General features: G+C 67.3%; 13 protein-coding genes and 2 tRNA genes. 5 read left to right on the top strand and 10 right to left on the bottom strand.

Features of this window, described 5'->3' with window-relative positions; all coding sequences use genetic code 11:
- Positions 1-4 precede the first annotated feature (4 nt).
- A tRNA-Gly gene (locus QGG57_02480) sits at positions 5-78 on the bottom strand.
- 1 nt (position 79) lies between these two features.
- The gene (locus tag QGG57_02475) at positions 80-2,170 is read right to left on the bottom strand and encodes a hypothetical protein (protein ID MDP7007043.1); all 2,091 of its coding nucleotides are present in this window, start codon (positions 2,168-2,170) and stop codon (positions 80-82) included.
- A gap of 58 nt (positions 2,171-2,228) precedes the next feature.
- On the opposite strand from QGG57_02475, the gene QGG57_02470 reads away from it, so the two are divergent.
- On the top strand, positions 2,229-3,047 hold the full coding sequence (locus QGG57_02470; GenBank protein ID MDP7007042.1) for a TatD family hydrolase: 819 nt from the start codon (positions 2,229-2,231) through the stop codon (positions 3,045-3,047).
- 2 nt (positions 3,048-3,049) lie between these two features.
- On the opposite strand, the gene QGG57_02465 is transcribed toward QGG57_02470, so the two are convergent.
- Entirely contained in the window at positions 3,050-8,431 is a 5,382-nt protein-coding gene (locus QGG57_02465; protein MDP7007041.1) for an ATP-dependent helicase, read from the bottom strand.
- Positions 8,432-8,528: 97 nt separating this feature from the next.
- Between QGG57_02465 and QGG57_02460 the strand changes: the two genes are divergently transcribed.
- A tRNA-Thr gene (locus tag QGG57_02460) sits at positions 8,529-8,603 on the top strand.
- 77 nt (positions 8,604-8,680) lie between these two features.
- Here the strand turns inward: QGG57_02460 and QGG57_02455 are convergent.
- Positions 8,681-9,067: a hypothetical protein gene (locus QGG57_02455; protein ID MDP7007040.1), complete on the bottom strand. Its 387-nt coding sequence runs from the start codon at positions 9,065-9,067 to the stop codon at positions 8,681-8,683.
- A gap of 88 nt (positions 9,068-9,155) precedes the next feature.
- On the opposite strand from QGG57_02455, the gene QGG57_02450 reads away from it, so the two are divergent.
- Entirely contained in the window at positions 9,156-9,440 is a 285-nt protein-coding gene (locus QGG57_02450) for a hypothetical protein (protein ID MDP7007039.1), read from the top strand.
- Here the strand turns inward: QGG57_02450 and QGG57_02445 are convergent.
- The 5 genes from QGG57_02445 to mvk are packed head-to-tail and all read right to left on the bottom strand — an operon-like array spanning position 9,437 to position 16,030.
- Complete coding sequence (locus QGG57_02445; GenBank protein MDP7007038.1) at positions 9,437-10,021, bottom strand: fibrillarin-like rRNA/tRNA 2'-O-methyltransferase; 585 nt, start codon at positions 10,019-10,021, stop codon at positions 9,437-9,439. The genes QGG57_02450 and QGG57_02445 overlap by 4 nt on opposite strands.
- Positions 10,018-12,057, bottom strand: coding sequence for a DNA topoisomerase VI subunit B (locus QGG57_02440; GenBank protein MDP7007037.1), 2,040 nt, complete (start codon positions 12,055-12,057; stop codon positions 10,018-10,020). The genes QGG57_02445 and QGG57_02440 overlap by 4 nt, the downstream gene beginning before the upstream one ends.
- A gap of 23 nt (positions 12,058-12,080) precedes the next feature.
- A complete protein-coding gene (locus tag QGG57_02435; protein MDP7007036.1) occupies positions 12,081-13,790 on the bottom strand; it encodes an aconitase X in 1,710 nt (569 codons plus the stop codon).
- 39 nt (positions 13,791-13,829) lie between these two features.
- The gene (locus QGG57_02430; protein ID MDP7007035.1) at positions 13,830-15,104 is read right to left on the bottom strand and encodes a UbiD family decarboxylase; all 1,275 of its coding nucleotides are present in this window, start codon (positions 15,102-15,104) and stop codon (positions 13,830-13,832) included.
- Positions 15,101-16,030, bottom strand: coding sequence for a mevalonate kinase (mvk, locus tag QGG57_02425; GenBank protein ID MDP7007034.1), 930 nt, complete (start codon positions 16,028-16,030; stop codon positions 15,101-15,103). Before mvk ends, QGG57_02430 begins: the two co-directional genes overlap by 4 nt.
- Positions 16,031-16,170: 140 nt before the next feature.
- Between mvk and QGG57_02420 the strand changes: the two genes are divergently transcribed.
- Positions 16,171-17,100, top strand: coding sequence for a DUF6159 family protein (locus tag QGG57_02420; GenBank protein ID MDP7007033.1), 930 nt, complete (start codon positions 16,171-16,173; stop codon positions 17,098-17,100).
- A 55-nt stretch (positions 17,101-17,155) separates the two neighbouring features.
- Positions 17,156-17,716: a UbiX family flavin prenyltransferase gene (locus QGG57_02415; GenBank protein MDP7007032.1), complete on the top strand. Its 561-nt coding sequence runs from the start codon at positions 17,156-17,158 to the stop codon at positions 17,714-17,716.
- 122 nt (positions 17,717-17,838) lie between these two features.
- On the opposite strand, the gene QGG57_02410 is transcribed toward QGG57_02415, so the two are convergent.
- Positions 17,839-18,261, bottom strand: coding sequence for a DUF2203 domain-containing protein (locus QGG57_02410; protein ID MDP7007031.1), 423 nt, complete (start codon positions 18,259-18,261; stop codon positions 17,839-17,841).
- Positions 18,262-18,322 lie beyond the last annotated feature (61 nt).

Below are 18,322 nucleotides of genomic sequence, written 5' to 3'. Positions count from 1 at the left end.
AATTTGGTGCAGGCGCCGGGACTCGAACCCGGGTAGGTGGCTTGGAAGGCCACAGTCATACCACTAGACCACGCCTGCTTCAGGTGAGCTTCAATTGCGTCTGGCAGCCGGGGCAGGCGACCGTCAGCGGTCGCCGCGTATCGGCTATCTTCATTTGCGTCTGGCAGCCGGGGCAGCTAATCGTCACCGGCCCGGCCGGCGGCGCTGCCGCAGGTGGCGCTGCCGCAGGTGGCGCCGGGGGGGGTGCGGCTGGCGGTGCTGGCGCGGGCGCAGCCGGTGGGGCTGCGCCCGCGGTCGCCTGTAGCGTCAGCGGCGTCGCGCAGGTGGGACACTTGACGGTCAGCGGCCGTGTCGGGTCGGCAATCTTCATCTGTGTCTGGCAGCCGGGGCATGCCACTGTTACGGGACCGGCAGCCGCGGCCGGCGGAGGCGCTGGTGCCGCGGGCGCAGTCGCCGGCGGAGCAGCGGCTGTGCCTGCGTCGACACCGCCCCACTCGTCGGAGTAGGCACCGTCCGGCGTCCTCTCTTCATCGCCCGTTTTCTTCGAGCGCTGCGTCAGGAAGAAGAGTGACGAGGCGCCGAGGCCGATGAGCAGCACGGTCCCGACCAGCACCTCGATGGGTATCGGCAGTTCCTTCTCCTCGCCGACGTTGATGGTTCCGCTACCGCCGTCGCCACCGCCGACTGCGGCGACACGGAAGTTCAGCTCGACGTAATCCTTCTCGAGACCGTCACCGCCAGAGCTGGCGGTAATCCTGAGCGTCGTGAAGTCGCCTTCCGAGTCGGGTGGTGCCTTGACCGAGACGTAGACCTTCTTGGTCTCGCCCGCGGCGAAGTATTTCCAGCTCGAGCCGCCTGCAATGTTCAGGTCCCAGTCGTCGCCGCCGGTGGTCCATTCGGTCTCCAGCAGCACCTCGTCGCTCACCTTGGCGGTATTGGTCAGCTCGAGGAATGCCGAGAGGAAAATCTCGGTTCCGATATTGACGTCGTATTCGCTGATTCCGAGCGGCTCGAACCGCAGGTCATAATCGCCCTCGACCCGCACGTCGATTTCGGTCTCAGCCGGCTCACCACTGCCGACGTACGCCTTGACGATAATCGTCACGACGTCGTTGGCGTTGGCGTCGCTCGCAATCGTAATCCGTACCCGGGCGGTAACGGTCCCGAAGCCCTCGATGGAGTTATCGGTCGAAGCGTCGGTGAAGTCCCAGTTGCTGGGCTTGTTCTCGATGGTGCCCATGTACCAGTCCTTCTTTTCGAGCGTGAAAATGACCTCCTCCGACCACTTGTTGGTCACGGTGAAGTCGAAGGTTAGCATTGCGCCCGGCTCGCCGCTTTTCTCGCTCGTGACCGGGTCGAGCAGCACGCCTTCGAAGACGCGGATGTAGACCGTTGAAACCATCTCGCCGGTCGTCGGCTGGTTGACCGAAGTGGCGCCAATCGTGATGGACTCGCTGTCGCCATAGTCGACGTCGGAGTCCGTCTCGATGACCAGCCCGATCAGTTCGCTCGCGCCGGAGTCAAGGGTGACCTGTTCGGTGTCGAGCGTGTAGCCCCAGTCGCCGCCGCCAACGTCCAGGTTGAAGGTGTCCTGCCGGTTGCCGGTGTTCTGCACCCGTAGCGTGTAGCTCGCTTCGCTATCGACATCGACCGAGAGGTTGGTCGAGGACGAGTCGGGAACGGAAACGGTCACGCCGCGCGTCTCGTTGACGTGAATCGTCAGGTTGAGGTAGTGATTCTGCTGGTCGGGGTCGACCGTGGTGTCCTTGTCGTGCGCGCGCAGGCTGATGGGCCAGTTTCCGTAGAGCGCGTTCGGGTTGGCCTCGATCGTGATTCGGATGCCGACTATTTCTGAGTTGTCGGAGACGCTGACCACAATCTTGGTCGGGTTCCCGCTCAGCTCTTCCTGCCCGTTGTAGGTCCAGTATACTTTCAGCCCTTCGCTGTTCAGGTCGCTCGCGTTCAGCACCTCCAGCTCGAAGTCGCGTGGGTCGTCGTTCTCGTTCATAATCCGCACAGTCATGTTCTGGAATTGCCCGGTATCGACCTCGGCGTAGCCGTCGTCCGGGTCGTCGGTATTCAGCTGGAAAACTGAGTCGGACGCGCTCGCTTGCGGCGCGAGGGCGGCGGCTGCGCAAAGCAATGACAGGAACAGCAGGATACGCTTCATGGCCGGAGGGGCTCCCACACACCCATTCATATAACTGTTCCGCAAGTTTCCCATTCGAATGGAGGTCACCGATGACCATTTCCACCTGGACCCTCGCGGTCGCCGCGGCGATGCCGTGCGCGAGTTCCTGAGGGCGGGTGGCAGCCGGCTGGTACTGGTCCATAAGCCGTACGGGGAATGGCGGGAGCTGCCGCAGTTCGAGGCACAGGTCGCGACGACGCTGAAGCTCGCCGGCGAAGCGCGCGCCGCGGGCGCCCGTGTCGCGGTCGTGGCAGCACCGCACCCGGTCGAGCTGGTGCAGATGGCCGAAAAACTGGGCGGCGCGGCGGCCGAGGATTTATATTTAAAGGCAGTTGACCACTGCTGCGCCCTCGTCAGCGAGGGTGAACTGGCGGGGCTGGGCGAGCTGGGGCGCCCGCATTTCCCGGTCATCGACGAGGTGTGGGTGCAGGCTAATCGCGTGCTCGCAGAGGCGCTGGCGCGGACGCGTGACGTGGGCGGTGCGGCGGTGCTGCACACCGAGTCCGGGACGCCCGAGGTGATGGCCGAGCTGGGTGAGATTGCCGACCGCGCGCGCTTCCCCAAGGAGAGGCTGGTGAAGCACTATGGCGGTCCCGGCGCGCTCGAGGCGCCAGCGGGGATGGTAGTCTCCGTCATCGCGTCGCGCACCAATTTGCGGGCAGCCGCAGCCTCGGGGGTGGAGTTCATGCTCGAGACAGATTACCTCGACGACCCGGCGCGACCGGGCGCGGTGATGGGGCCGAAGACGGTCCCGCGCCGCACGCGTGCCGCGCTCGAGGACGGAACGCTCGATGAGGCGCTGGCGCAGCGCATCCACGTCGAACTCCCCGACCGGGTCTACGGCAAATTCAGCTGAGGCTATGCCTCGGCTGGCGCGGATTCGCTGCTATCTGCTCCACCATCTCTTTGCAATGGTTGCTGCACTTCATCCTGCTCGAGGTCCCACTCGAGGTTCATGCGCCATTGCCGCGCCCACGCCTCGATGACGTGCCGTTCGTGGGTTCCGCCGATGAAGTGCGAGACTACGGCATCCTTGCCGCGCTTGCTCATCTTGAACGCGCCGGTGCGATGCGTCCCCGAGTAGATGATGTAGCAGGCGCCGAGGCCGAACTCCTGCCGTACCTCCTCGGAAAGGTAGTGCGCCAGCCGGTCCGCCTGATGCAACACAAAACTGCCCTGGAAGGCGTGGCCGCGGACGTGGGGCAGATCCTCCTTGATGAGCCACATCAGCGTGTCGTCGCCCTCCTGCAGGAAGCCCTTGACCAGCGTCCCGTCGCGCTCCATGCGGCCGAGGATGGCGCGCAGTTCGGCCATCGGGATTTCGCTCTTGACCAGCATACCCAGCCGTTCGGCCGAGACGATTCCGAACTGCTTCACGAGTCGTTTCACGACGCGGAAGCGCGCCTCGTCGCGGTCGAGCACGTGCCTGACGGGGAGCGTGCGGTAGTAGCCGCGCGGAGTGCGCGCCATATGCAATGAGTGGTAGAGCCGCGATAACGTTGTCTTGAACGTGTCCGGGTCGAGCCCGCTGCGCCGCAGCAGCTCCTCGCGCGGCATGCCGCGGTTGTCGACCGCCAGCGAGAGCACCCGCCGGTCGTCCGGCTCGGTCGGCCTGTCGCGCGCGTCGCGGTAGACCATCGCGTCCTGTACGGTGCAGTAGGTGGCGTAGCCGGGAATCATCACTCCCAGCACAAGGTCGAACTCCTCGCCATAGTCGCGCGGGTGGAAGAAGCGCCCCTGGATGCGCAGCGAAAGCTCGAACTCAGAGCGAATGCCGCCCATTTCGCGGAACGCCTGACGGGCGTCGGTGAAGCGGCGCTGCGGGTGGATGCGCTGTCGCCAGAGCAGGTAGCCATCCAGCTCGCGCGGGCTGAACTGTTCGGTGACAATCGGTCCATGGACCAGCCAGTCGCGCAGCTCGTGGTAGCCCGCAGCCAGGAACGGGGCGTGCTGCGCGGCGTCCATTTCGCTGACCGGCCGCCCCTCGACTCGCTTGATGCGAATCACGTTGCTGTTGAACTCGCGCTGGTAACTGCCGTGCTCGTAGAGCGCCGCCAGAACTTCCGGGAGCAGCTCGGGCTGCTCCAGCGACAGCTCTCGCACATCGAGCAGCCCCGACATGGCCCACATCTCGATGTAGCCAATCAGCATCCCTCCCTTCGTGACGGGATGCGTCCAGGCGTCGCCGTAGCGCGAGAAGACCTCGCGTCGCAGGTGGACCAGCATCGGGTCGCGCCACGAGAGCACCCGCACCGTCTCTTCCTCAATCGGTACCTGTAGCGCCTCGACTTCCTCGGTAAGCGCGTAGACGAAGAGCCGCGTCTGCCCCGCCACGACGACGCGCGTCACCTCGCCGCTCTCCTGCAGCCGGGCGAGCAGGTTGCGCAGCACCGCCAGCGGCAGCCAGGTCTCGCGCCGCAGCGGGGCGAAGCCAAGCGGCCCCAGCCCGCGCAGCGCCTGTTTCACGAGCACTCGTTCCGGGTCCTCCGGTGCGTCAAAATCCCTCAGCAGCCGGTAGCGGTTGTGCGTTGTCCAGGGGTTACGCTGGCGGTTGAAGCGATGTATCTGCAAGCTGTCCTCAAGCCCACGCAGTGCCGGTTCAACCAGCTCGGGGTTGCGCTCCAGTCGTGTCGAGATTTCGTGCCGCGTCAACGGTTTGCTCTGCTTCAGCAGCGCAAGGATATCCTTCTGTAGGCGTCCCTCGACCGGCCGGCGATAGACCGCCTGGAAAGCGCCGATGCGGTGCGCCGGGACATGCCGCAGCCGCCCGCCGGAGAAGCGCCCCTGCAGCAACGCGTCCGAATCGCGCCATTCCCACCATTCGTCGAGCGACTGCTCCGCCAGCCGGTAGTAGGCGATGCGCGCCGACGGGACATCCCCGAAGGCGTCAAACAGCTCCTGCAGCCCCGCGAAGCGGCGGAAAAGCTTGGCGTCGAGGTACTTGCGCAGCTGCCGTTCCGAGACGACGCAAAGGTCGCCGCGCGAGTGCGCTTCGAGGTAGATGACGTCCTCCCCCAGCAAGTAGTGCGGTGTCGGCCGTCCCAGCACGAAGTTGCCTCCCTGCAGCGCCCCCCGTTCCTCGAGGTCGTAGAGCGTCTGCTCGACCACCTGCTCCGGCAGCCGCAGCTCGACCGCCAGCTGCTCTGCCGAGCGCGGGCCGCAATGGCCAAGGTAGGTGCTGACGACCCAGTCGAGCGCTTTCTCGTAAGTGGCGGCCGCCACCGGCTCACGGACGCGGTACCCTTCGGGGAGCCGCGCCACTCGGTAATGCATTTCCAGTTCCTCGAGCGCCTTGCGGGCGCGCACCTTGCGGCCTGCCTCGAGGCTGGCGAGCGCCTTTTCGGCCGGCTTCGAGAGCTTGTCGCTGCGGCCATACACGGCGTGATAGTACGGCACGAATTCGGGGAGCGTGAAGAGCGGCTCGGCGTCACCGGTCCAGACCGATTCGACCTGCCCGCCCTCGATGAGCGCTTCGCAGGTCTTGTGCAGCTCGCCCGCCGGCAGCTCCGACAGGCGATAGACCGACCGCCGTCGGTCCGCCAGCAGCGCCAGCCCGCCGGTCTCGCGCAGCGCCTGCAGCACCCCCTCGGACGAGTCGACCAGCGGCGCCTTTTCGTTGAAGTAGCTCTCGACCAGTTCGCGGTCGAAGCGCGGCTTGTCACCGCCATCCTGCTCGAGCACCTTGCCGAGCACCTGCGTGTGCAGCTCGCGCAACAGCGCCGAGCGGTCTTCCATCAGCACAATGTCGCTCAGCCCCGAGAGGATGACGCCGTGCGCCAGCGGCGATGGCACCGCCGAGTAGGGGCGGTAGCGCACCGTCCGCTCGCCGCTGGCAATATCAGCCAGCACCTCGCGCGCATGCTCCAGGTCGAACGCGTCGTGCAGCACCTCGCGGTACGCTTCCTCGAGCATCGGGAAGCTCGGCAGCTCGTGAATCGCCTCGAGCACTTGCGAGGTGCGCAACTGCTGTCGCGGCAGTGAAATCTCGTGCCCCTTGTAGTTGCGCAGTACCATGAACGAGCGGTTGGCGCAATGGCGAAAGCGCTGCGCGAAAATCTCGGTCGAGGCGATAGCGCGTCGCAACGTCGCCTCGAGCGCCTCCGGGTCGAGCCTTTCACCGATGCCCTCCAGCTCGACGAAATCGGGAAACGTCAGCAGGAACGAGTCGTCGTTGAGCGAGATACGCACTGACGCGCCGAGGTCGCGGCCAAGCTCGTACGCGAACGCCCGCGCCAGCGCGTCGTTGACGCGCCGGCCGAACGGGAAGTGGAACACCGCCGAACGCCGGCCGCGATTGTCGACATACCCTTCGACCAGCAGCTGCCGGTCGGACGGCACGAAGTCGCAGAGCTGCTTCTGTTCGCGCAGGTGCGACAGGATGGTGCGCGCCGCGCCGGGGTCGAGCCGGAATTCATCCCCGAGCCACGCCAGCGTTTCGCTTTCGGGCTCGCCCAGCCGCTCGTTAATGGCGGCGCGGAAGCGGCCGACCGCCTCCGAGAGGTCGAACGAGCGCGGCAGCATCTCGCCCGACCATGACGGGACGGTCGGCTTGCGTCCGAGGCCGTCCTTGACGATGACTTGTGGCCCTTCGGCTGAGAGGAACTGGTAAGTGCGGCCGCCCAGCACGAAGATGTCGTTGCGGCTGAGGTTCTCGACGAACTTCTCGGAGAGGTTGCCGATATGCGCACCGCCCCCTTCCAGCACTACCGAGTAGTTGATTTCCTGCGGAATGGTGCCGATATTCATGTTGTAAATCTGCCGCGAGCCGCGCTTGATACCCATTTCTTCGCCGTCGTACCACACCTTGGGGTAGACGCCGTGCTCGCTCAGCCCGTCGCCGCCGAGGAACTCGAGCAGCGCCTCGAGTTCGCTGCGGCTGAAATCGCGGTAGGGGTGCGCACCGCGGATGATTTCGAGCATCTCCTCCGGCCGCCAGCGCTGGTCGAGGCTCATGCCGATGATGGACTGCGCCAGCACGTCGGCCGGATGCTGCGGAATCGCAACGCGGTCAATCTCGCCCGCGTAGGCTGAATTCACCAGCACCGCGCACTCGACGAGGTCGTCCGGGTCGAAGACGACGAGCCGCCCCTTCGAAATCTCATGCAGCGCGTGGCCGGCGCGGCCGATGCGCTGCAATCCTTTCGCTATGGATTTGGGCGAACCAATCTGCACCACCAAATCGACGTAGCCGATGTCAATTCCGAGCTCGAGCGAGGTCGAGCTGACGACCGCGTCCATCTCGCCATCTTTCAGTTTCTGCTCGACATCGAGTCGCATTTCCTTGGACATCGAGCCGTGGTGCGCCGCCAGCTTCTCGATGCCGCGCTCCTTCAATTGCAGCGCGACCGACTCGGTGCCGGCGCGAGTGTTGGTGAAAATCAGCGTCGTGCGGTGGTCCACCACAAGGTCGGCCAGCAGGTCATACATGCGCGAATTGATGACCTCGGTCGAGTGCTGCGTCAGGTCATCCACCGGGCAGAGCACGCGCAGGTCGAGGTGCTTGCGCTCCTTGACGTCGACAATATTGACCGGCCGCGGCTTGCCGCGCGACCAGCCACCGAGGTAGTGCGCGATTTCCTCAATCGGCGCCTGCGTTGCCGAGAGGCCGATGCGCACCGGGTCGCGGTCGAGCAGGTGCGCCAGCCGCTCGACCGAGAGCGAGAGGTGCGTGCCGCGCTTGTTGTTGGCGAGGTCGTGGATTTCGTCGAGGATGATGTAGCGCACCGAGCGGAAATGCTCGCGGAATTTCTTCGACGAGAGTAGCAGCCCGAGCGATTCAGGAGTGGTAATCAGGATGTGCGGCGGCTTGCGCACCATCTTGGCGCGGTCGGAGAGCGAGGTGTCGCCGCTGCGCACCGCCACCTTCACCGCCGGGAACTCCCAGCCCCGCTCGGCAGCCAGCGCCTCCATCTCCGCCAGCGGCTGCTTCAGGTTGCGGTCGATGTCGTTCGCCAGCGCCTTGAGCGGCGAGATGTAGAGCGCCTGCACCCCGTCCTCCAGCTCGCCGACGGCAGCGCGGCGGAACAGGTCGTTGAGGATGCTGAGGAAGGCGGTGAGCGTCTTGCCCGAGCCGGTGGGCGAGGAGACCAGCACGTTCTTCCCGGCGTGAATCAGCGGCACCGCCATCGCCTGCGGCGGCGTCAGGTCGGCGAAGCGGCCGCCGAACCATTCGCTGATGAGCGGCTCGAATTCGGCCAGCACTTCGGCCTTGCTTTTCCTATCCTTAACGTACTTCACCATGGTTCCGGAAACATTATTCGCCGGGGCAGCAGCGGAGGGTGTAATAGACTTCCGGCGAAGCCAAAACCTAATTACCGCAGGACTGTCGCGCCGCCGGGCCACCGTGGCTTAGGGGTATAGCGGCGCATTGGTAATGCGCAGGTCGCGAGTTCAATTCTCGCCGGTGGCTCCATGCCCCACTGACCGAAGGAAGGTGGGACCCGGATTTCGGGAATTGAACAGGCTTCTGGTCGCGAGCCCGCCGCCAGCTTACCGCTCGGACCGACCGGCCGTCAGCACTTCGGCGAGCCCCAGCCGCTTGAGGATGATGCTGCGCACGAACCAGCTGATTGAAAAGGCGGCGGTCGCAATCACGAAAACCGTCGGCTCGCGGACGCCGACCAGCGTCAGGAACGCCAGGAAGAGCAGCAGCACGCCGCCGAACCAGCCCATTTCCTTCTCGAGGCTCGCATTATCGAAGCTGCCGGCGCCGAAGGTCCTGACCGCGTAGCTGACGATGACCCAGCTCGAGCTGTACGCCGCCACGAAGAGCACCAGCTCGGCCGGTTGCGGCAGTCCGATGACGACGAAGAGCGCCAGGAATAGCAGCAGCACTCCACCAGCCCACGCCAGCTCGCGCCGCGCCGACAGTTCCATGCGGTTTCGAAAGGCGGCGCCTATTTACGTCTCTTTCAAAAACTTTTTTTGAATCCCGCTTAAATAAATCGACCCGCTGCACCGGGACGTGGGCTGGCTGGACGACGTCGATATCGCCATTCTGGCGTTCGTCGCCGACAACCCCGACTCGAGCGTCACCGACGGCGCCCGGGAACTCTTCGCGCCGGGCGATGTCGACGAGCTGCGGAAGCGCGACTCGATGCTGCGCCACCGCTACAAGGTGCTCGCGGAGGCCGGCCTGCTCGCGGCGACCCCGCAAGGCCGCGAAATCCCCGAGCCGCACGGCCGCGAGCTGTTGAACCAGCTCTACCAGAGCGGCGTGCTGGCGGCTGCGTGGCAGGCTGACGCCTAGTCCTCGACCCAGAACGCCGCGTGCCCCTTCGCCCACTTCGCGATGTCGCTGCGCTCGACCGTCGCGAACGTGGCGTGCAGTTCCGCCTCCGCCTCGTCGAGCACTGCCTGCGGGGCGCCGCCACGGATTCCGGGCGCCTTGAGCATCAGCAGCCCCTGCCGTGGGCGGTATGCGTCCCAGTTGCGACAGAAAATCGCGAGCTGGTCGCGCTGCGCAACGTCCTGATAGAGGAACGTGCAGCCGTCGGCCTGCGGCGCGTATTGCGCGGGGAAGTGGGCGTCGGCCAGCACCGGCAGCAGGTTGTGGTAGCGCTCCGCCACCGGCAGCAGTTCCGCCATCGCCGTCGGCGAGATTTCGACCGCGGCGACGCGCCCGTCGGGGCAGAGGTCGCCGAGGTGCGAAACGGTCGTCCCTTCGGCAGCGCCAAGGTAGAGCACGCGCGCGTCGGGCGGCAGCGGCCACTCGTGGCCGCTGGCGCGCAGCCACGCCGCCAGCTTGCTGCGGTACGGATTCCAGTCGCGCCAGCCAGCCGTGCCGCGCGTTTGCAGCCGCCCGCGGCGGGTGCGTAGCCTGTCACTCACGCGGCGGCGACGCCGGTCCACGGCTCGGCGCCGATGATGTGCGACGAGTCGATGCCTTCGACCCACAGCTCGAGGCCGTCGAAGCTGCGGCGGCTGCCTTCGGGGATGCGGAAGCGGTAGGTGGTCGATTCTGTCGTCGGCAGCCCGACCGACCAGATGACTTGCTGCCCTTCGCGGCGGCCCGGGCGCGGCTCGGCATCGCGGATTTCGTGGTCGGGGACTTCCGCCCGTAGCTTGAAGCTGGCCGAGCGCAAGCGGTAGTTGGTGACCCGCACGGCGATATCGATGCCGCCATCGGCGAACTCGATTTCCTCCTCAATCCAGACAACGTCCATGATTCTGGCGACGACTTTATCGAGGTTCGGCACCGGTTCGCCGACGACGCGCGCCGCGCGCTCGGCCATTGCCGGCAGCACTTTCTGCACCAGCTCGAACTTCTCACCCAGCTTGGCGCGCTTCTTCTGCTTCTTCAGGTGCCGCGCCAGCGTTTTCGCGTTAGCGCGCAGCGCCAGCTTGATTTCGCGGCCGATTTCGGGAACGTCAGCGACCGCTTCTTTCGCCTCCGACGTAAATGGAATATTGGTCGCGGCGACGTGCACCAGGATTAGCGCGGGGCCGTTGGGGGTGCCCTTGCCGCCGCGTTGGTCGAGGCCGTAGTTGCGCCAGTTAATGCCCTGCACCGCCTTGGTGATGGCGCAGCCGCCAGCCTGGTAGAGCAGCGGCACGCGGTTCGCAAAGCGCAGGATTTGTACCGGTTCGTCGCGCGGTAGATTACCGCCGAAGACCATCCCGACCTCGACCAGGAACGGCGTGCCCGCGAAGACCGCCGGCGCGCGGCTGACTGGAGTGGTGTAGTAGTCGGGCCGCAGCTCCTCCAGCACCTGCTTGAGGCCGAGCTTGATGAGCTGCGGGCCGATTGGCACCAGCACCTTGCTGGTGGGAGAGCGGATGCTGGTCGCCTGAAACGCCTCGCGCAGCGCTAGTGCCTCGGCACGCGTGATATCCTGCGGCCGCACGACGGGGTCGAGCGCCGCCCGCGCGAGCACGTTCTCGATGGTACGCTTGCCCATCGACGAAAATTCCTGCTGCAGGAAGAGCCCCAGTTGGTGCTGACTGGCGTGGTGCGCCATCCGCAGCAGCTGCCCCAGCTCGACGCCGTGCGGGTGCGGCTTGATGCCCTCCTGCGGCAGCTGCGGCAGTTCGTCCGAGGCGCGGTCGAAGCGCATCACCTCGCCGGCGGGGTCGCTGAAGCTGATGGTCGCGTGCGGGTTGACAATCGAGGTCGTGCGCAGGTATTCGCGCACCGACTGGCGGCCCGCCTGATACCTGCCTTTCAGGCTGAAGACGACGCGGGTGCCGTGCTCCTTCTCGGCCTGCAGTCCCTCCTCGTCGGGCGGCAGCCGCCAGACCAGCTGCTCGCTGCGGTCGATGATGCCACAATTGTTGCGCGAGTCGAGCTTGAGTATCACCTTCTCGGCGAGATGCTCGACCGAGATGCGCGAGGTGATTTCTGCCGGCCGCCCCGTCGTCAGCTGGCCGTACATGATGGCGGCCGAAATGCCGATGCCCTGCTGGCCGCGCGACTGCTTGCCGCTGCCGAAGCGCGAGCCGTAGAGCAGCCGGCCGAAGACCATCGGAATCTGCTCCTTCAGGATGCCGGGGCCGTTGTCCTCGACAGTGATGCGCAGCTCGTCGCGACCCAGCGATTCGAGCGCGACTTGCACTTCGGGCAGGATGGAGGCCTGCTCGCACGCGTCGAGCGCGTTGTCGACCGCCTCCTTTACCGCCGTGATTAGCGAGTGGGTCGGGTTGTCGAAGCCGAGGATGTGGCGGTTCTGCTCGAAAAATTCCGAAATGGGGATATCGCGCTGCTCCTCCGCCAGCTCGTGCGCGCGGGTGCGCTTTTTCCCGCGCGGCGCGGGCGGCGATGCCCTGGGGGCCGGCTCCGCAGGCGGTTCCGGCTGCGCCGCGTCGGCGACTGCCGCTTTGGTCGCGCTCTCTTCACCCGCGTCCCCGTCGAGCGTCGTCTGCCCCATGCGCCGGCCAAGCCACGGCGGGATTAAGCCTTGAGCCTGCGCGCGAGCACTTCCAGCGCGACGCGCCCGTCGCGCAATTCGAGCCGCACGCGGTCGCCGCTGTTGAGCGCGAGGCAGGGGTCGGCGTCGAACGAGTGCGCGTACGGTACGCCGAGCAGCGAGCAGGCGGGAAGCGTCTGCTGGTCGAGCGCCGTGTTGACCACGGCGAGGGGACCGGCGTCGCGGTAGAGCAGGCCGAGCAGCACATAGGGCGCGACGCTCGAGCCGCTGCCACGCGGGAATACCAGCACCCGGCCGGCGATGCTTTCGCCGTCGAGCGGATGCCCCGGCTCCTCGACCGCGCCGGTCTTGCGATTGACGAAGCCGAGGAATGTGAGCGGCACGTCGGTGACGAGCGCTTCGCCCTCGACCGCCCACGCGTCCTGCGACTCGATGCCGTGGCCGGCCAGCGTAAGCGCGCTCGCCTGCACCGTTTTCGCGGAGCGGTGCGCCGCCGCGCGCGGCGGCGCACCGCCCGAAGCACCTGCACGGCCACCGCCAGCCAGCGCCGGGTCGGCGGCGTGCGCGATGCAGTCGGCGAGCGGCGCGACCGAGGTCGGCATGCTGTTGAGGCCCGATTGCAGGTAATGTTCCGCCTTGAGCGAGTTGGTCAGGATGTGGTTGACCGCGCCGCGGTCGTAGTGCACTACCTCGGGGCAGGTGTCGCGCAGCACCATGCCTCCCGCTGCCTCAATCGCGGCGACCTCGTCGCGCAGCGCTTCCCAGTGGCGCGCGGCGGTGAAGACCCACAACCGCCCTGCCGGCAGGCTGCGCCCACGCACCAGCTCCGCCGTCGCGCGCACCTCGCCGGGCGACGCCTGCGGGCAGCCGATAACCACGAGGTCGACGGCGTGGCGCGGCGCCAGTTCCGCGTAGCGCGTCGCGAGGTCGGCGGCGGTGAAGCGCAGCGTCGCCCGGTATTCCGCCGCGGGCGGCTCGTCGAGATAGAGCAGCGCGCAGCCGTAGTTGGCCGCCGCCGCCGAGAGCGCCTTGCGTGATTCGTGGCTCGCCTCGCCGACACCGCGGAAGTGCGGTACCGGCCCCCACGGCAGCGTCAGCCCCGGGGAGAGTTGCTTGCCGACCCAGTCGCCCAGCACCGAGAAATCGACCGGCTCCGCCAGTTCGCACTCGACCTCGACCAGCAGGTTCGCGGCGCGATGCTCGTCGCGCAGCAGCCCGTAATCCGGCGTGCAGCCGCAGATGGCCGCCGCCAGCGCCGACAGCCCCGAGTCGCGGTTGGTCCGCAAACCCGTATACGAGTTGGCGTAGCAGACCGCGTTCGACTCGGCCCACGCGCCGACCCCGTCGGGAAGCGGCGCGGCGGTCGCTTCGTAGGGTGTGCAGGAGAGCGTCATCCGCACTCCGAACGCCGCGTAGGCATCAAGGATGCGCTGCTGCCGCTCTACGTAGTCGGTGGTGGCGCCCATCTCGCGCCAGCAGCGGCTGTCGCAGCCGGCCGCGTTGAGCGTCGTCTCGACCGCCACCCGCGCGTCGTCACCGAGCCGTTCCAGAAAGGTAATCAGTCCGTGCCCGCCGGTAAGCGGCGAGACGCCCGAGACGTGTGCCGCCACCACCGGTACCAGCCGCGGAGCCCCGGCGGCGGTGCCCAGGTCGACCAGCAGCCGCATCGCCATCTGCTTCGCCGCGCCGCGGTCGCCGGCGAGCATCGCCTGCTGGTCGGGGGTGAGCTTCACGCTCGCGCAGGCTGGACCGGGGTTAAGGGATTGGGGGCGTCAGTCAAGGTAATCTTCGAGCTTCACGTCCATCGCCGGCGGGGTGCGCGCGAAGTGCGCCGCGCCGCGGTCGTCGGGGATGGTGCAGTCAAACCCCTGCTTGCAGGTCTCGTGTGTCTCGACGCACGCCGACGGGTCAAGGGACGAGCCCTTGGACTGGAACGCGACCGTGTCGCGGTCGCCCTGGAAGCGGGTCGCGAAGGCCCACTCGACCATGTCGCGGTCGCGGACATCGACGTCGTCGTTGACCACCCAAACGTGCTTCAGCGACGCGTGGCCGGCGAACGCCGCCTCGATTGCCTTGCGGCCGTCGCCCGGCGTGTGGGGTCGGATGGCGACGACCGCGTGCAGCCACGACGAGCCGCCGGGGGTGATGTGGACGTCGACGCAGTCCGTCACCTGCGAGACGGCGTGGAAGATGGTCGGCTCGCGCGGCATCCCCATCAGCACCTTGTGCTCGGGGCCGCCCGGCAGGAGCGCGTGGAACAGCGAGTCGTCGCGCAGGAAGAGCCGCTTCAGCCGCACCACCGGCTGGCTGCGGACGATGTCCGGCGTTTCCGTAAGGTCAAGGAACGGCCCCTCGTCGGCCATTTCTCCCGTAAATTCGCACACCATCACCAGCTCCGACTGCGGCACTGTGTGCCCGCCGACCTCGATGAGCGGGGCTGCGCCGAGCGCGTTGGCGATGGACATCTCGTCCATCTCGATGCCGAAGCTGGTCGCGGCGCCGAGCAGTACGGGAACAGAGACGCCGTTGCAATAGGCGAACTCAGTCAGGCCGCGCTGGCGGTAGGCGTCAAGGTCGCGCGGCACGATGCGCAGCACCAGCCGCCGGTCGTCCAGCTTCATCCCGCGGTGGTAGCTCAGGTTGAGCCCGTGCTCCCCGTCGTGGGCGGCGGCGATTGCCGACGCAATGTAGGGGCCGCCGTCGAAATGCTGGTGCGTCAGGACAGGGAGCCCCGCCAGCGTCGGCTCGACCTCGCGGTAGCCCGTCGCCTCGGCGCGCGGCACCTCCGCCTGCGAGTCGCCTGCGGTGGCGATGCGCTCCATGATTTCCGAAGGGTCGCAGCCGAGCCCGAGCGCGACCAGCTCGCGCGAAGCGCAGATGTTGGTCACGACCTCCATCCGGCTGCCGGCGACGTTGGTGAATAGCAGCGGGGTGTCGCCCGCCTGCGCCATCAGCGCCGCGACTTCGTACTTCGGGTCCACGCGGCGGGAGATAGTTCGCAGTCGCCCCGACTCGGCGAGCAGGTCAACGAATTCGCGCAGGTTCATGTCGCTCCGCCGAAGGCAGTCTCGTATGCCGTATAACCGGCTTCGGTCAGCGCCTGCGCCACCGCCGCCTGCCCGTCCGCCCCTTCGGTGAGCGCGACCATGTTGCCGCCGCCGCCCTTGCCGGTCAGCTTCGCGCCGAGCGCCCCGGCATCGCGCGCAATCGCCACCAGCGCATCGAGTTCGGGATGGCCGACGCCGATGCTGTTGAGCAGCTCGTGGTTGGCGTCCATCAGCTCGCCCACCTGCGCCAGCGCTCCGCTTTCGAGCGCGGCGCGCGCGTCCCCGACGAGCGCGCCGATGGCCGCGAAGTAGCCGTCGTACCTCCGTGGCTCCGCGTCGTGCCGTTTGCGAACGCCGGCGACCAGTTCCCCCGTTGACGCGGTGATGCCGGTATTCCCCAGCACGAGATGGCAGCGCGCCGGCGAGCGGAACGGCCGCGGCGGCTCGCCGCTGGTGAACCAGACCGGCTCCTCGTGCGCCACCACCGTGTTGTCGATGCCGCTGGGGGTGCCGTGCACCACCCGCTCGGCCTGGAAGACGATGCCGGAAACCTCCCCGGCCGACAGCTCCGCGCCGAGATGCGCCGCCAGCGCGCGACAGACCGCGGTCGAAGTGGCGGCGCTGCTGCCCATGCCGGCCGCCGACGGGATGGCCGATTCGAGATTGACCGTCGCGTTCGGCTCCGGGGCGCCGGCGCGCGCCAGCACCGCCTGCGCCGCGACCGAGAACTGGTGCGCCGGGTCGCCGCCCAGCGTCAGCCGCTGCCCTAAATCGCGCGCGTGGATTACGAGCCCCGCGCCGTCGCGCGTCGGCTCGACCCACGCCCGCGCGCGCAGCCCGGAGAGCGGCACCGCGATGGCCGGATGGCCGTAAACCACGGCGTGCTCGCCGAACAGGATGACCTTGCCCGGGGCGGTGAACTCCATCGGGGTGGCAACGGTTGCGGGATTTACGGGTGGCGGCGAGTGGCGCAGCCACTTGGCGGCAGACGGACTCGCCGCTTCGGCTGCATTAACGGCTGGCGGCGGGCCGCCAGCTTTATGAACCGCAGGCGGCAGGCGCCCGCATGGGCTTCTTCGACACTATCGCCCGCGGCTGGGCCATCAGCAAGCTCAGCTTTGGCGTCGTCTGGCGTGACCCGGAGCTGCTGGTCTACATGCTCTTCTCGAGCATCATGGTCGGGCTGACCGTCCTCGCCGGCGCGCTGCCGGGCATCGGCTACGAAATGGAAATGCCGCTGTTCGACTGGGCCATGACCGCCGACCCGGAGACGGGCGAGACGACGGCGACGCCGCTATACCTCGCCTGGATTTTCGTCACCTACACCGTCGGCGCGACCATTGTCGTCTTCTGGAACTGCGCCATAACTTTCAGCGCGCACATGCGGCTCACCGGCGGCGACCCGCGCTTCATGACCGGCATCTCGGCCGCGATGCGGCACCTGCCGACCATCGTGGCGTGGGGCGTTATCACCGGCATCTTCGGAATCCTGATGCGGCTCATCCGCGACGCAGCCGCCAATTCGAAAAACCCGGCGCTGCAAATCGCGGGCGCCATCTTCGCCTTCATCGCCGAGACGGCATGGTGGATTACCACATTCTTCATCATCCCCATGATTGTGCTCGAAGGCAAGGGCGTCCGCGACGCGTTCAACTCCAGCAAGGGGCTCTTCACGAAGACGTGGGGCGAGAACATCACCAGCGGCCTCGGCGTCGGCCTCATCGGCTTCCTGCTGGTGCTGGTCGCGTTTGCGGTCGGCGTTCCGCTGATTCTGGTCGGCCTCGTGCTGCCCGGCATCATCGCCATCGTCGTGCTGGTGCTGCTCGCCGTCCTCTGGACCAACACCGCCGAAGTGGTGGTGGTCGCGGCGCTTTACGAGTTCGCCCGCACCGGCGAGATGCCTGACCTCGATGGTGCTGGCAAGCAGGTGCAGCAGCATCTCGGCTGGGAAAACGAGTCGCCCGAGATGCAGGCGTGGCGCAAGGGCACCGCGTAGCTGCGCCGCGGAACAGCGCCTGAAGCCTTAAGCCCGCGAGCGTCTTCCCGCCAGAATGGACCGCATCGTGGTCGGGATGAGTGGCGCCTCCGGCATTGCCTACGGGGTCCGGCTGCTCGAAGCGCTGCGCGAACAGCCGGTTGAGACCCACTTCGTCGCGACCGACTCGGCGCAGCTGGTACACCGCCACGAGTGCGATGGCGACTGGGCTGACGTTGAAGCGCTGGCCGACGTGGTGCACCCCAACGACAACGTCGCCGCCTCGATTGCCTCCGGCTCGTTCCGCGCGCGGGCGATGGTCATCGTCCCCTGCTCGATGGACACGCTCGGCAAGCTCGCCGCGGGAGTCAACGACAACCTGCTGACGCGCGCCGGCGCGGTGATGCTCAAGGAGCGGCGGCCGCTAATCCTCGTGCCGCGCGAGACGCCGTTCAGCCACATCCACATCGAGAACATGCTGCGGCTTTCGACGGCGGGCGCGATTATCGCGCCCGCCGCACCGGCGTTCTACAATCGCCCCGAAAGCATAGACGACAACGTCAATTTCATCGCCGGCCGGGTGCTCGACCTGCTCGGCCTCGATGCGGACCTGTTCGCGCGCTGGGAAGGCGGCTAGCGCTACGCATCCCCGTCAGGCGATGCCTCGCGGCGCGACTTGGCGCCATCCCGGCCTGCGGCCGGCACGACGCAGTCGCTGCTCGGCCTCGACGCAGACCTGTTCGCGCGCTGGGAAGGCGGTTAAGCGCGCAACATTTCCGGTTCGCTCTCGAGCGGCTGGCGGCCGCTGAAGCCTTCCTCGAGCGGGTGCCAGTGCGTTATGGCAGGCTCGCCCAGCCGGTAACAGAGATAGACCAGCTCCGCCCCGCGCTGCGCGTGGAAGTCGATGAGCCCCAGCGCCGGGTCCTTCACCTCGATGCCGTGCCGCGCCAGCGCCTCGAAGAGCCGCTTGCGCTCGGCCAGGTTGGTGTCGAGCCGCACCTCCAGCTCGATGCGGTCGCGCGCCGGCGCCTTGCCCAAGTCCTGCTCGGCCTCAATCAGCAGCTCCTCGAGCTGCTCGCGCTCGGCGCACTTGTCGGCCAGCGCGACCAGCAGCGGCCGCAGGACCGGCAGCATCGCGTTCGCCTCGCGCGGGGTGAAAAGCCGCACAGTGTTTGACTGCACGGGAGTGCCCAGTCCGGGGGGAGATTTAGGGAACGCGGCGGCTTCAGTCGCCCGCCCGAAA

The organism is Candidatus Poseidoniia archaeon, assembly GCA_030748895.1.
Classification (GTDB): domain Archaea; phylum Thermoplasmatota; class Poseidoniia; order MGIII; family CG-Epi1; genus UBA8886.
The sequence above is the reverse complement of the archived record's forward strand: the minus strand, read 5'-3'. Positions and strand labels throughout refer to the sequence as shown.

Coding starts and splice junctions, on each gene's coding strand:
- QGG57_02475 (MDP7007043.1), bottom strand. CDS start 2,170: ATGAAGCGTATCCTGCTGTTCCTGTCATTGCTTTGCGCAGCCGCCGCC.
- QGG57_02470 (MDP7007042.1), top strand. CDS start 2,229: ATGGAGGTCACCGATGACCATTTCCACCTGGACCCTCGCGGTCGCCGC.
- QGG57_02465 (MDP7007041.1), bottom strand. CDS start 8,431: ATGGTGAAGTACGTTAAGGATAGGAAAAGCAAGGCCGAAGTGCTGGCC.
- QGG57_02455 (MDP7007040.1), bottom strand. CDS start 9,067: ATGGAACTGTCGGCGCGGCGCGAGCTGGCGTGGGCTGGTGGAGTGCTG.
- QGG57_02440 (MDP7007037.1), bottom strand. CDS start 12,057: ATGGGGCAGACGACGCTCGACGGGGACGCGGGTGAAGAGAGCGCGACC.
- QGG57_02430 (MDP7007035.1), bottom strand. CDS start 15,104: ATGAACCTGCGCGAATTCGTTGACCTGCTCGCCGAGTCGGGGCGACTG.
- mvk (MDP7007034.1), bottom strand. CDS start 16,030: ATGGAGTTCACCGCCCCGGGCAAGGTCATCCTGTTCGGCGAGCACGCC.
- QGG57_02420 (MDP7007033.1), top strand. CDS start 16,171: ATGGGCTTCTTCGACACTATCGCCCGCGGCTGGGCCATCAGCAAGCTC.
- QGG57_02415 (MDP7007032.1), top strand. CDS start 17,156: ATGGACCGCATCGTGGTCGGGATGAGTGGCGCCTCCGGCATTGCCTAC.